Consider the following 13,799-nt stretch of genomic DNA (forward strand, 5'->3'; position numbering starts at 1 on the left):
ACTAATGAACATTAATAGATCTTATTATCTTTACTTCGTCATCATTTTAACCACCGTCACCTCAGCTTTATTATCAAATGATGCAGCAGCTGAAACAAATCAATGTTATCGTTCATCCAGCAGAGATGCTAATTCATGGAGTTATGATTTTGGCGCAATTGTAATGTCTGCGACTGACAACACTGCTGGGATGGTTAAAAATGACGTTGCTTCTTTTAATATGAAAGGTAGTGCATCTTTATGGTGCGACTGTTCGAGCAGCGGTAGACTTTATTTTTCATCATCAATGAATATTCCTGATGATGGCGATGGATGGTTTAGACTTAACGATTATTTGGATATCAAGCTTGATATAAATTTTAATGGCACATATCGGAACATTCCGTTTCAGGATGCCAGCACGGGTAGTTCATCAGGTTCATATTGTCAAACACAAAACGTTATTGGTGGAACACCCACTGGTGGAAGTGGTAAATTAAGTCTAAAAATCACACATCCTTTTGTGGGTCAGACATTCATCCCTTCCCAAGTTATTGCCCAGGAATGTATTACCTCTGGCATTACTGGTGTCAATTGTACTCAATCCAATGCCGCATATATATATAGTTTCAGTGGTACCGTGACTGTACCTCAAAACTGCACCATAAACTCAGGAACACAAGTAGTAGTTGATTTCGAATCATTATATTCATCTGATTTCACAACTGCGGGTGAGAAACCAAAAAACTTCACGCCTAAAACATTTAATGTTCCTATCCAATGCAATGATATTTCCGCCTCAGCAAATCTCACAATCAGGCTTGAAGGAACACAAAGCACTACGTTTAATGATGCAATTCAATCAGATAATAAAGATGTTGGTGTAGTGGTAAAAGATCAAGCTGGTAACACGTTAACGCCAAATGCACGAAATAGCGTGGTGCCTTTTACCCTTGATGGTAATGGCCACAGTGACGTAACCCTTACTGCTTATCCTATAAGTATAACCGGGCTTCCACCAAGCGAAGGTGTGTTTACAGCCCTGGCATATTTAATCGTTGATTTTTCATAGTTGATACAGCTGACCTGTATAGTTTGGGTGATATAAGTGCGCAAGCTATACAGGCTCAGGTAGAATAACCAACCTCCGGCCACGCAAAGGCGAAACCAGTATCGTGACGCCCACCAGACTCCAGCGGCAGTTTAATCCGGACACCCCAGATGAATGTTGGACAACGGGCATAATCGGACCATCTAAACCCTTAATTGAAATGACAAAGCCAATTTCCGTGACCTGAAACTGGGCATGGCGATTGTTTTTACCTATCAATCTCACCCCCATTAATCGATAAAAAATGATAATAAAAATAAAACACGCCCTCACATGGCAAAATGTAACTCTTTGGTTATGTTTAAAAAACATTTCTGAAATATGGCTACTCATGTCATCTATCGACGAATTTTATACTCCGACAAACCGGGTACTGTTTGTGCGGTGACGCGGGAGATGTTCTTTGACTTGCTGGCCGTTCACATCAATGACGAAAAAGCCGGACATGCCAAAGCAGTATTCAACATCGATTTGGGCAGTGAGAGCGGAAAGTAAAAGCTTGAGCTGTAAAACTGTGTACTGAGCCAAACTGCAGACGAGGAGATACGAATCAATTCTGGTTCCGTTATGCACAGCCTTTTTCATTAGGCGACAGCAAGTGGCTGTTACACGGTTCATTACCCGTTAATACATATCCTGTCGCGCCATCAGGCGGACATAAAACGGGTTTAGGCGATCTCAATTTATTTGCGTCATGGCTCATTGATACCGGAAATCCGGCGGTGAGTTTTGGCTTTGGCCCACAAATCACGGTCCAACAGCAACTGAAGATGCTCTCGGCACCGAGAAGTGATCCGCTGGGATTAGGTATTGGACAGGTCATCAAACAGGAAAAAAACGTCTACAACGTATTTGTTGAACCTCAAGGTTCGGTGGCAGACCACGGTCCAGGCCAACCCCGCTGGCAGATTTTCTTAGGTTTAAATCTCCAGTTCCTGAATTAAACAAGCGAAGATTTGAATCCCCAGTAGGACTTCATAATATTGCGTAGCGTCAACTCTGAGACCATCAGAGAAGACGCTCCGAATTCTGGAAAAAGAATGAATACACTGTTCTCTTCAAACTTCACAATCCGCCACCAGTGCCCTAGGTAATACATCCAGTTCATACACTCACCAAATTCAATCTTCTTATTATTTATTTTTGGATTTTTGGGTATCTCTCGTCTACAAGTATCCTCCTAAAATGCAGGGTTATTGGTGGTAATATGGATACGAATCAAAAAAAACGCGTCATTGTCCAGGTTAAAAAATGCCAATGTCCCATTCGGCGTTTTACTCCATGAACGGCAAATAATGGCCACCAGGCAACCGCTCTCACGTTGAGATGTTTATTTCCCACCGTTGCGGCGATATAGCTCCCACTCCTCTACCCGCTCTTTATTAGGCAGATTGCAGTAGCCAACTTCGCCATTGCCAGAGTTAACAATGCTCAGTTTGCCGCCCTGCTTGATGCAGTAAATAGATGCAGGATTTGAGAGGCCGGGTTCTGGGTTTTGCTCAGACTGAGATGTGCATCCAGCGATAAGAACTACGGATATAGCTAAGATTGCTTTTTTCATAATTTTCTCCTTTTGAAGAGGAATGCTAACCAACCCACTCACAAAAAGCAAAAACCCCACAGAAGTGAGGTTCTATACCCAAAATAATTCGAGTGGCAGGAAGGCGAATACAAAAACCACGTCCGGAGACGTGGTTTGAATGCGGGTCATAGTGACAAAAATATTAAGCCTGTAACGATGCCAGTCGCGCGGCAAACCCGACGAACACCAGGCCAATCAGGCTGTTGCCAAGCTTCACCAGCTTTTTACGGCTGCCGACGAAACGGGTCACCAGCGAACCAGAGACAATCAGGAAGCTGAGATAGGTAAAGCTGACGATTTCCAGCGTGACAGCGAGGATCAGGAATGCCAGACCCGGCGTGGTGGAGTTCACGTCAATGAACTGCACGAAAAAAGAAACGTAGAACAGAATCGCTTTCGGGTTGGTCAGGCTCAGCGTCAGTGCGCGTTTGAAAATAGTGCTGCGCTGGTCAGCGGTGTGCGTGTGCTCGCCACCCTTTTGTTTGATAACTGCCCACAGCATTTTAAGCCCGAGATATAGCAGATACAGCGCGCCCAGATAACGGACGATATTAAACAGCACCGGCGTGGTTTTAATCAGCGTGGCGACCCCCGCGTAGGAGAGGAACATCAGCACCGCATCGCCGATAAACACCGCCAGCGCGGCCAGATAGCCAGTGCGGATGCCGTATGCGGCCCCGGTTTTGAGCACAAAAAAGGTATTAGGCCCCGGCACCAGAATGATAAATATCGCGCCGACCAGGTAAGTCCAGTAATTCAGTACGCCAAAATCCGCAAACACGCTGCTCTCCCTTCACTGCTGCTGATTCAAAAATGTGACGGCTATCATAACAAAAAAGCCGCCTTCCTTTCACCGGAAGACGGCTTTAAGCACAGATTTATATCAGGGAATTACAGTGCTTTGAGGATCGCATCCACGCTGGCTTTTGCATCGCCAAACAACATGTGGGTGTTCTCTTTAAAGAACAGCGGGTTTTGTACGCCAGCGTAGCCGGTGTTCATCGAACGTTTGAAGACGATAACGTTCTGCGCTTTCCACACTTCAAGCACCGGCATTCCGGCAATCGGGCTCTTCGGGTCGTCCAGCGCCGCCGGGTTAACAGTGTCGTTGGCACCAATGACCAGCACGGTATCGGTGTCGCGGAAGTCGTCGTTGATTTCGTCCATCTCCAGCACAATGTCATACGGCACTTTCGCTTCAGCCAGCAGTACGTTCATGTGCCCCGGCAAACGGCCCGCCACCGGGTGAATACCGAAACGCACTTTGATGCCACGCGCACGCAATCTTTCAGTGATTTCAGCCACCGGATACTGCGCCTGCGCCACCGCCATGCCGTAGCCTGGGGTGATGATGACCGTCTGCGAGTTTTTCAGCATCTCAGCAGTGTCTTCCGCGCTGATTTCGCGGTGTTCACCCACTTCGTCGTCAGCCCCGGTAGACGAACCGTCGGTGCCGAAGCCGCCCGCAATAACGCTGAAAAACGAACGGTTCATCGCTTTACACATGATGTAAGACAGGATCGCACCGGAAGAACCGACCAGCGCACCGGTAACGATCAGCAGATCGTTGCTGAGCATAAAGCCCGCCGCCGCAGCCGCCCAACCGGAATAGGAGTTCAGCATCGACACCACTACCGGCATGTCTGCGCCACCAATGGACGCCACCAGGTGCCAGCCAAAGGCCAGCGCGATAACGGTCATGATGAGCAGCGCCAGTACCTGCAGGCCAACGCTTTCGGTACGAACGAATACCACCAGCATCAGGAATGAAACCACCAGTGCGGCCAGGTTCATTTTGTGACGGTTCGGCAGCATCAGCGGCTTGGACGAAATTTTGCCGCGCAGTTTACCGAATGCAACAATTGAACCGGTGAAGGTCACCGCACCAATAAAGATGCCAAGGAACACTTCGGTCAGGTGGATATTGACCAGGATCGGCTCGAGGCCCGGTTCGTGATACAGGTAGCTGTTAAAGCCGACCAGTACCGCTGCCAGACCCACAAAGCTGTGCAGCACCGCCACCAGCTCTGGCATTTCGGTCATTTCGACACGTTTTGCCAGACGAATACCAATTGCCCCGCCGATGATCATCGCGACTAAAATCCACGCCACGTTGCCCGTTTCCGGTCCAAAGATGGTCGCAATCAGCGCAATGGCCATCCCGGCGATGCCGTAATAGTTGCCCTGCTGTGACGTTTCGTGTTTCGAAAGCCCTGCCAGACTGAAAATAAACAGGATCGCGGCAACAATGTATGCAGCTGTAACTAATCCTCCAGACATGTGCTACCCCTTACCCTTTGCGGAACATTTTCAGCATGCGCTGAGTCACGGTGAAACCACCGAAAATATTGATGCTGGCAATCAGCACGGCAATAAAGCTGAGGAAACTAACCCAGCCACCGTGACCAATTTGCAGCAGCGCACCCACCACGATGATCCCGGAAATGGCGTTAGTTACCGACATCAGCGGTGTGTGCAGCGCATGAGACACGTTCCACACAACGTAATAACCGACCACGCAGGAAAGCGCGAACACGGTGAAGTGGCCGAGGAACTCTTTTGGTGCAACGTCTGCGAGCCAGCCAAACAGAATAATCGCCAGCGCCATCAGCGCGTATTTGCGCCACGGCGAGGCCGGTTTCTCCGGTTCCGCAGGTGCCGCTTCAACTTTTGCTGCCGCTTTCGGCTGAGCAGAAACCTGAATCGGCGGCGCAGGCCAGGTGACTTCACCTTCGCGAACCACAGTCACGCCGCGAATAACCACGTCGTCAAAATCAATATTGATGTTGCCGTCTTTTTCTTTGCACAGCAGTTTGAGCAAGTTCACCAGGTTGGTGCCGTAAAGCTGTGAAGACTGGGTCGGCAGGCGGCTGGCTAAATCGGTATAACCAATCACCTTCACGCCGTTGGCGGTGGTGAACACTTCACCCGGTACGGTGTATTCGCAGTTGCCGCCATTTTGTGCCGCCAGATCAACCACCACGCTGCCTGGATTCATCGAATCCACCATTTCGCGGGTGATCAGTTTTGGGGCTGGCTTGCCAGGGATCAGTGCGGTGGTGACGATAATATCGACTTCTTTCGCCTGGGCGGCGAACAGTTCCATTTCCGCTTTGATAAAGGCTTCGGACATTACTTTGGCATAGCCATCGCCGCTGCCCGCTTCTTCCTCGAAATCCAGTTCGAGGAATTCAGCGCCCATACTCTGGACCTGTTCCTTCACTTCCGGACGGGTGTCAAAAGCACGCACGATAGCGCCGAGGCTATTCGCAGCGCCGATAGCGGCCAGACCCGCAACGCCCGCACCGATAACCATGACTTTAGCCGGTGGCACTTTACCGGCGGCGGTGATTTGCCCGGTGAAGAAGCGGCCAAATTCGTGGGCGGCTTCGACAATCGCGCGGTAACCCGCGATGTTCGCCATCGAACTCAGGGCATCGAGAGACTGCGCGCGTGAAATACGCGGCACGGAATCCATCGCCATCACGTTGACCTGTCGCGCGGCTAATTTTGCCATCAGCTCCGGGTTTTGTGCCGGCCAAATAAAGCTAATCAGCGTGGTACCCGGATTAAGCAGCGCGATTTCCGCGTCCGTTGGGGCATTCACCTTTAGAATAATATCAGACTGCCAGACGGTTTCTGTGCTGACGACTTCAGCGCCCGCCTCGGTAAAAGCACGATCGTCAAAGCTTGCAAGCTTACCGGCTCCGCTTTCAACTGCCACTGTAAAACCGAGTTTGAGCAGCTGCTCTACCGTTTTCGGCGTCGCTGCAACACGGGTTTCCAGGGCCAGCGTCTCTTTAGGTACTGCAATACGCATAGTTTTCCCTTCCATCGATTGTAATGATGGTTTGTTGTCTCATCGGGTTCCGTCCAGGCAGCCTGCGCTGACGTAGAGGCGAATCACCCGCAAAATAAAACATTCACAAACTTTCTATAACCTACTGAAAATAGCGGTTGTGATCTAGCGCCAGGAAACAGTAATTGTGATTTTATTAGGGAAAAGTCACTTCTGCCGCTCTCAGGCAGTAATATTTACCTGATTTTGTCGGGGGAGCCTGATAATTCGCTTAAGCGAAGCGGTAAAACATTATTATTCTCGGCACTGTTACTGGAAATTAACATTACATTAACTTATAAAAGTCATAATGATTATCGCTTTTGCTGGTCAACCGTCCATTTCCACAACATATCGTGAAAAGTTATCGCGCCTTGTTAACGGGGTCGCACAAGATGAGCAAAATCACGCAGACAGTGAAGCAATTTAAATGCAATAATCTGTGACGTTTTAGTCACTAACAACTACCAGTACCTGGTTTGCGCAAGGCGAAGGATTATTTTTATGAAGCTTAAGTACACCCTCCTGGCGTCCGCTCTCCTGTCTGCAGCGGCTTTTTCCGCCAGTGCAGCAACCGAGTTAACGCCGGAGCAAGCGGCAGCCCTCAAGCCGTACGATCGTATCGTTATCACCGGTCGTTTTAATGCTATTGGTGACGCCGTTGATGCTGTTTCCCGTAAAGCCGACAAAGCAGGCGCAGCCTCCTTTTACGTCGTCGATACCTCCGATTTCTCCAGCAGTGGCAACTGGCGCGTTACCGCAGACTTATATAAAGACGATGCCGCTAAAGCCGACGCACCTAAAAACCGCGTAATTGATGGCGTGACTGAACTGCCGAAAGACCAGGCTGCCCTGATTGAGCCATTCGATACCGTCACCGTGCAGGGTTTTTACCGTAGCCAGCCTGACGTTAACTCCGCCATTGCAAAAGCCGCGAAAGAGAAAGGCGCTGCGTCGTTCTTTATCGTTCGCCAGGTGGATGCAAACGGCGGCGGTAACCAGCGTGTCACCGCTTATATCTATAAAGCCGATGCGAAGAAGCGCGTTGTTCAGAGCCCGGACGCTATCCCGGCAGATTCTGATGCTGGACGTGTGGCATTAGCGGAAGGTGGTGAAGCGGCGAAGAAAGTTGAAATCCCAGGCGTGGCGACATCCTCCACCGTGGGCTCGACTTCAGCTGCGGGCGTAGGTCTGTTCTTCGAAACGCAGTCTACCAAAGGCGGACGTTACAGCGTAACGCTGCCAGACGGTACTAAGATTGAAGAACTGAACAAAGTCACGGCCGCCCAGATGGTGCCGTTTGATAGCGTTCAGTTCACCGGCAACTACGGCAACATGACTGAAATTTCTTATCAGGTCGCTAAGCGTGCTGCTAAGAAAGGGGCGAAGTACTACCACATTACCCGCCAATGGCAGGAACGTGGTGGTAACATGACCATCAGCGCCGACCTCTATAAGTAATTGCTTTTCATGACAGATAAGGCAGCTTCGGCTGCCTTTTTTATTTTTTTCTGACTTACGCCATTGCATGCCACCGACTCTCTCCGTAAAATCGCGCGCCGTAGCGTAATCTTCCATTTTTATGCGTTTTAGCCAAATAAATATTCTGGCTTTTGTTCTTCCTTCGACAGGATGCCCATGGAAAAGAAACTCGGCCTTGGTGCCTTGACGGCCCTGGTACTCAGCTCAATGCTGGGTGCAGGCGTATTCAGTTTGCCGCAGAACATGGCCGAAGTGGCCAGCCCTTCCGCACTGCTTATTGGTTGGGCCATTACCGGCGTGGGCATTTTGTTCCTCGCTTTCGCCATGTTACTGCTGACCCGCATTCGTCCGGATCTGGATGGCGGCATTTTCACCTACGCCCGTGAAGGCTTCGGCGAGCTGGTTGGCTTCTGCTCTGCTTGGGGTTACTGGCTTTGTGCAGTAATCGCCAACGTCTCCTACCTGGTCATCGTATTTTCAGCCCTGAGTTTCTTTACCGATACGCCAGAACTGCGCCTGTTTGGCGACGGTAATACCTGGCAGGCGATGATTGGCGCCTCAGTGCTGCTGTGGGTGGTGCATTTCCTGGTGCTGCGCGGCGTGCAGACCGCAGCCAGTATTAACGTAGTGGCTACGCTTGCGAAACTGGTGCCGCTCGGCCTGTTTATCGTGCTGGCGGCGATGGCCTTCAGCAGCGACACCTTCAGCCTGGATTTCAGCGGCGTGGCGCTGGGCGTGCCGGTGTGGGAGCAGGTTAAAGGTACCATGCTCATTACCCTGTGGGTGTTCATCGGCGTAGAGGGCGCGGTGGTAGTTTCTGCCCGTGCGCGTAATAAGAAGGACGTCGGCCGCGCCACGCTGCTGGCGGTGCTTTCGGCGTTAAGCGTGTATTTGCTGGTCACCCTGCTGTCAATGGGCGTCGTCCCGCGTCCTGAACTCGCTGAGATGCGTAATCCGTCGATGGCTGGCCTGATGGTGCGCCTGATGGGGTCCTGGGGCGAAGTGGTAATTGCTGCCGGACTGATTGTCTCCGTGTGTGGCGCGTACCTGAGCTGGACCATTATGGCGGCGGAAGTGCCGTATCTGGCGGCGACACATAAGGCATTCCCTCGTATTTTTGCCCGTCAGAATAAAAATAACGCGCCGTCGTCCTCGCTGTGGTTGACCAATATCAGTGTGCAGGTGTGTCTCATCCTGATTGGGATTACCGGCTCTGACTACAATACGTTGCTGACCATCGCCTCAGAGATGATTCTGGTGCCTTATTTCCTCGTCGGCGCGTTCCTGCTGAAAATGGCAACGCGTCCACTGCATAAAGCGGTGGCTATCGGTGCCTGCATTTATGGCTTATGGTTACTGTATGCTTCCGGACCGATGCACCTGCTGCTGTCGGTTGTGCTTTACGCACCGGGCCTGCTGGTGTTTATGTATGCTCGCCGTACGCACTCGTTGAGAGACTCGCTTAAGCGTCGTGAAATGGCGCTGATTGGTTTATTACTGGTTGCCGCCGTACCGGCAATGTGGATGTTAGTGGGGTAATGCGCTTACCCCATCGCGACCCTAAGGAGAAAACGATGGGAGAAAGCCCTTCCCGCCCCGTCCTGATTACCGGTGGAGGCCGCCGTATCGGCCTCGCCCTTGCCCACCATTTTCTGAATCTACAGCAGCCGGTGATCGTCAGCTACCGCACGCGCTATGACGCTATCGGTGTGCTGGAACGTGCCGGTGCGCTGTGCATCGCCGCCGATTTCTCCAGTGATGACGGCATTTTATCTTTCGCTGAAACCGTGAAAACCCATACCGACAGCCTGCGGGCGGTCATTCACAATGCCAGCAGTTGGCGGGCCGAAAAACCCGGCGTTTTATTGAGCGACGTGATGCAACAGATGATGCAAATTCACGTCAATGCCCCCTATTTACTGAACCATGCACTGGAACCCCTGCTGCGCGGTCACGGCCATGCGTCCAGCGATATTATTCATTTTACGGATTATGTGGTGGAGAAAGGCAGTGACAAGCACATCGCCTACGCCGCCAGTAAAGCCGCGCTCGACAATATGACCCGCTCATTTGCCCGCAAGCTGGCACCGGAAGTGAAGGTCAACGCCATCGCCCCGGCGCTGATTTTGTTTAATGAAAGTGATGGTGCGGAATATCGCCAGCAGGCGCTGAATAAGTCGCTGATGAAAGTCGCGCCTGGCGAAAAAGAAATTATCGACCTGGTGGATTATCTGCTGACCAGTTGTTATGTCACCGGACGGTCGTTCGGCGTTGACGGCGGTCGTCCGCTGCGTTAATGCACGCGGCTCCAGATGGCGATTAACAGCCACGCGCTCAGACTCCAGCACCCGACTGCGCTTGCCAGCGCCAACGGCAGGCGCAGAAAACCGGTGAAATACCACAGCGAAAGCAGATAGAAAAAATAGGGAATGATCGACCACATACCAAACACGATGGTGGTACGCAGCGCCTCGATGCCCCGCTCGCTGGCGACAATATAATGCGCAATCAGGGCGAACGTCGGAAACAGCGGAATAAGCCCGGCAATATAATAATTTTTTGTTTTCGCCAGCACACCAATCAATAACACCACCAGCGCACCCAGCGCCGCTTTTATCAGTAAAGCCATCTTCCAGCCTACAATTCATCCAATAAATGCGTCGAGGATAGCGGAAGTTACATTGTTTATGAAAGATTAATAGCACCCCACAGATTGGCGGTGTATTTTAGCTTTTTTCGCCTCGCACAGTTGATATGAATAAGATCGTTTTTGTGGAAGATGATCCGGAAGTCGGATCGCTCATCGCCGCCTACCTTGGCAAGCATGATATGGACGTTATCGTTGAACCGCGCGGTGACCGTGCTGAAGAAGTGGTTCTGCGTGAAAAACCCGATCTGGTCCTGCTCGACATCATGCTGCCCGGCAAAGATGGGATGACCATTTGCCGCGATTTGCGCGCGCAGTGGCAAGGCCCGATCGTTCTGCTGACCTCGCTCGACAGCGACATGAACCATATTTTGTCTCTGGAAATGGGCGCCAGCGACTATATCCTCAAAACCACCCCGCCTGCGGTGCTTTTGGCTCGTCTGCGTCTGCATTTGCGTCAGCACATCGCGCACCCGACAGGAGAGAAACCGGCAACCGGACTGACGCAGCATAACGCTATCCGCTTTGGCACGCTGTCTATCGACCCGGTCAATCGGCAGGTATTGCTCAACGGCGTTAATGTCACCCTGTCGACCGCTGATTTTGACCTGTTGTGGGAGCTTGCAACCCATGCGGGGCAGATTATGGACCGCGACGCACTGCTGAAAAACCTCCGCGGCGTGACCTATGACGGGATGGACCGAAGTGTGGACGTGGCAATTTCTCGCCTGCGTAAAAAGCTGCTCGACAGCGCCACCGAGCCGTACCGTATTAAAACCGTGCGTAATAAGGGCTATCTTTTCGCGCCCCACGCCTGGGATAACTAATTTTCCGTACTTCCGGGGCCAGAAATGAAAAAGTTGTTCGTGCAGTTTTACCTGCTGCTGTTTGTCTGCTTTCTGGTGATGACCATGCTGGTCGGGCTGGTGTATAAATTCACCGCCGAACGCGCGGGCCGACAGTCCCTCGACGACCTGATGAAAAGTTCGTTGAATCTGATACGCAGCGAACTGCGTGAAATCCCGCCCCGGGACTGGAGCAAAACCCTTAAACAGCTCGATCTGAATCTCTCTTTCGATTTACGCATTGAGCCGCTGAATAAATTCCAGCTGGCAGAAAGCTCGATGGAGCATTTACGCCGTGGCGATATCGTCGCGCTCGACGATCAGTACACTTTTATTCAGCGCATTCCGCGCAGCCATTACGTGCTGGCCGTCGGCCCGGTGCCGTATCTCTATTATCTGCATGAAATGCGATTGCTGGACGTCGCCCTGCTGGCGATTATCGCCGTTTCGCTGGCCTTCCCGGTATTTATCTGGATGCGTCCACACTGGCAGGACATGCTACGTCTGGAAACCGCGGCCCAGCGTTTTGGTGAAGGACACCTTACCGAGCGTATTCATTTTGACAGCATGTCGAGCTTCGAACGGCTTGGGGTGGTGTTCAACCAGATGGCGGACAATATCAATACACTGATCGCCAGTAAAAAACAGCTCACCGACGGGATAGCCCACGAACTGCGTACCCCGCTGGTGCGTCTGCGCTACCGTCTCGAGATGAGCGAGAACTTAACCGAATCGGAATCTCAGGCGCTGAACCGGGATATCGGCCAGCTCGAAGCGCTTATCGACGAGCTGCTGACCTATGCCCGCCTCGACCGCCCACAAAATGAATTGATCCTCACCACGCCTGATCTCCCCGCGTGGATCAGTGCCCATGTCGATGATATTCAGACCGTGAATCCTCAACGCGATGTGTCGCTGGTGCAATTAACGCCGGGTCACTATGGCGCACTGGATATGCGTCTGATGGAACGCGTTCTGGATAACCTTGTGAACAATGCGATGCGCTACAGCCGGCAGCAGATTCAGGTCAGCCTGACGCTGAACGCCGGACGCGCAACGTTGCTGGTTGATGACGATGGTCCTGGCATTGCGCCTGACGAACGCGAACGCGTGTTCGAACCGTTTGTGCGCCTCGACCCAAGCCGCGACCGCGCCACCGGAGGATGCGGGCTAGGCCTGGCTATCGTGCATTCCATTGGTCATGCGATGTCCGGGGAAGTGACCTGCGACGCCAGCCCGCTCGGCGGCGCGCGTTTCTGTTTCAGCTGGCCGGTGCACGTTTCGCAAAACCTTAACGCCCCTGCCTGAGCGAACATTGCACAATGTCACCATCCGGGTTAGAGTAAAAACTAATGAGTATGTTGTAACTAAAGTAGGTGTTATGGCCGATTACGACCTGATTGAGCGTTTAACTACGACCTTCCGCCAGATGGAACACGAACTGCTTGAGCTGCAGCAAATACTGGCGGACTGTCGGCTGCTCGCCGCGCGGGTGTTCGAATTACCGGAGGTGAGCAAGGAGCATGAGCACGACCCGCTCTCGGCCATTTCGGTCGCGCAGCATCTGGGCGATGCGGCACGGATGAAAGCGCTGAACCACTATAGTCACCTGTTTATTCAGCAGCAGTCGGAGAACCTCAGCAGTAAAGCGGCGGTGCGTCTGCCCGGCGTGATTTGTCTGCATCCGGAGCCTGAGCAATTGCAGGTACTGGACAACAAAATCAGCAGCATTAACGCGCTAAAAGCAGCTTTCGAAACCATTGTCACCGTCGACTCTGGTTTGCCCTCCGCGGCCCGTTTTGAGTGGGTGCATCACCATTTACCGGGGCTGATTACCCTCAAAGCCTACCGTTCCCTGACGCTGTTGCGCGACCCGGCTACCATCCGCTTTGGCTGGGCCAATAAGCACATCATCAAGAATCTGACCCGTGACGACGTGCTAAAACAGCTGGAAAACAGCCTGCGCTCGCCACGTTCCGTGCCGCCTTTCACTCGCGAACAGTGGCAGGCCAAACTGGAGCATGAATATCAGGACATCGCGGCGTTGCCGCAGAAGGCAAAACTGAAGATTAAGCGCCCGGTAAAAGTCCAGCCGATTGCCCGCGTGTGGTATGCAGGAAAGCAAAAGCAGGTGCAGTACGCCTGTCCGGGGCCGATGATCGCGTTGATATCCGGCACCCAAGGCGTTAGCGTACCGGAGATTGGAGAGTTGCTGAATTACGATGAAGATAACGTGCAGTATCGTTATAAACCTGAAGCGCAGTCGCTGGAGCTGATCATCCCACGACTGCACCTCTATGTGGCTAACGAATAAG

The 13,799-nt window shown here is 52.0% G+C and carries 14 protein-coding genes; 9 read left to right on the forward strand and 5 right to left on the reverse strand.

Going from position 1 to position 13,799, the window contains the following annotated elements; genetic code table 11:
* The first annotated feature begins 4 nt into the window (after nucleotides 1–4).
* The 3 genes from MUU47_RS11755 (at nucleotide 5) to MUU47_RS11765 (ending at nucleotide 2,034) form a co-directional block, all read left to right on the forward strand.
* Entirely contained in the window at nucleotides 5–1,051 is a 1,047-nt protein-coding gene (locus tag MUU47_RS11755) for a fimbrial protein (protein ID WP_258988390.1), read from the forward strand.
* Nucleotides 1,052–1,411: 360 nt separating this feature from the next.
* Complete coding sequence (locus tag MUU47_RS11760) at nucleotides 1,412–1,585, forward strand: hypothetical protein (RefSeq protein WP_258988600.1); 174 nt, start codon at nucleotides 1,412–1,414, stop codon at nucleotides 1,583–1,585.
* A 227-nt stretch (nucleotides 1,586–1,812) separates the two neighbouring features.
* Nucleotides 1,813–2,034: a hypothetical protein gene (locus MUU47_RS11765; RefSeq protein ID WP_258988391.1), complete on the forward strand. Its 222-nt coding sequence runs from the start codon at nucleotides 1,813–1,815 to the stop codon at nucleotides 2,032–2,034.
* A 386-nt stretch (nucleotides 2,035–2,420) separates the two neighbouring features.
* Here the strand turns inward: MUU47_RS11765 and MUU47_RS11770 are convergent, their stop codons facing one another.
* The 4 genes from MUU47_RS11770 to pntA form a co-directional block, all read right to left on the reverse strand.
* Complete coding sequence (locus tag MUU47_RS11770; RefSeq protein ID WP_258988392.1) at nucleotides 2,421–2,651, reverse strand: putative hemolysin; 231 nt, start codon at nucleotides 2,649–2,651, stop codon at nucleotides 2,421–2,423.
* Nucleotides 2,652–2,814: 163 nt separating this feature from the next.
* Nucleotides 2,815–3,453, reverse strand: a complete 639-nt coding sequence (gene leuE, locus MUU47_RS11775; RefSeq protein WP_258988393.1) for a leucine efflux protein LeuE — start codon at nucleotides 3,451–3,453, stop codon at nucleotides 2,815–2,817.
* Between the two features lie 110 nt (nucleotides 3,454–3,563).
* Entirely contained in the window at nucleotides 3,564–4,952 is a 1,389-nt protein-coding gene (gene pntB / locus MUU47_RS11780) for a Re/Si-specific NAD(P)(+) transhydrogenase subunit beta (RefSeq protein WP_159767972.1), read from the reverse strand.
* A 10-nt stretch (nucleotides 4,953–4,962) separates the two neighbouring features.
* Nucleotides 4,963–6,492 carry a Re/Si-specific NAD(P)(+) transhydrogenase subunit alpha gene (gene pntA, locus MUU47_RS11785; RefSeq protein WP_258988394.1) on the reverse strand — a complete coding sequence of 510 codons (1,530 nt, stop codon included), beginning with the start codon at nucleotides 6,490–6,492 and terminating at the stop codon, nucleotides 4,963–4,965.
* A 522-nt stretch (nucleotides 6,493–7,014) separates the two neighbouring features.
* Here pntA and ydgH point away from each other — a divergent pair.
* The 3 genes from ydgH (at nucleotide 7,015) to folM (ending at nucleotide 10,289) form a co-directional block, all read left to right on the forward strand.
* Entirely contained in the window at nucleotides 7,015–7,971 is a 957-nt protein-coding gene (ydgH, locus tag MUU47_RS11790) for a DUF1471 family protein YdgH (RefSeq protein ID WP_258988395.1), read from the forward strand.
* A gap of 177 nt (nucleotides 7,972–8,148) precedes the next feature.
* Nucleotides 8,149–9,531 carry an amino acid permease gene (locus MUU47_RS11795; RefSeq protein ID WP_258988396.1) on the forward strand — a complete coding sequence of 461 codons (1,383 nt, stop codon included), beginning with the start codon at nucleotides 8,149–8,151 and terminating at the stop codon, nucleotides 9,529–9,531.
* 35 nt (nucleotides 9,532–9,566) lie between these two features.
* Entirely contained in the window at nucleotides 9,567–10,289 is a 723-nt protein-coding gene (folM, locus tag MUU47_RS11800) for a dihydromonapterin reductase (RefSeq protein ID WP_258988397.1), read from the forward strand.
* Here folM and MUU47_RS11805 read toward each other — a convergent pair.
* Nucleotides 10,286–10,621, reverse strand: a complete 336-nt coding sequence (locus tag MUU47_RS11805) for a GlpM family protein (protein ID WP_258988398.1) — start codon at nucleotides 10,619–10,621, stop codon at nucleotides 10,286–10,288. The two genes, folM and MUU47_RS11805, sit on opposite strands and share 4 nt — an antisense overlap.
* A 125-nt stretch (nucleotides 10,622–10,746) precedes the next feature.
* Here MUU47_RS11805 and rstA point away from each other — a divergent pair, with 125 nt between their 5' ends.
* The 3 genes from rstA to tus all read left to right on the forward strand — a co-directional run bounded on the left by rstA (nucleotide 10,747) and on the right by tus (nucleotide 13,798).
* A complete protein-coding gene (gene rstA / locus MUU47_RS11810) occupies nucleotides 10,747–11,466 on the forward strand; it encodes a two-component system response regulator RstA (protein WP_258988399.1) in 720 nt (239 codons plus the stop codon).
* Between the two features lie 24 nt (nucleotides 11,467–11,490).
* Entirely contained in the window at nucleotides 11,491–12,792 is a 1,302-nt protein-coding gene (rstB, locus tag MUU47_RS11815) for a two-component system sensor histidine kinase RstB (RefSeq protein ID WP_258988400.1), read from the forward strand.
* Between the two features lie 73 nt (nucleotides 12,793–12,865).
* Nucleotides 12,866–13,798: a DNA replication terminus site-binding protein gene (gene tus, locus MUU47_RS11820; RefSeq protein WP_258988401.1), complete on the forward strand. Its 933-nt coding sequence runs from the start codon at nucleotides 12,866–12,868 to the stop codon at nucleotides 13,796–13,798.
* Nucleotide 13,799 lies beyond the last annotated feature (1 nt).

It is taken from the genome of Scandinavium hiltneri, assembly GCF_024764835.1.
Lineage (GTDB): Bacteria > Pseudomonadota > Gammaproteobacteria > Enterobacterales > Enterobacteriaceae > Scandinavium > Scandinavium hiltneri.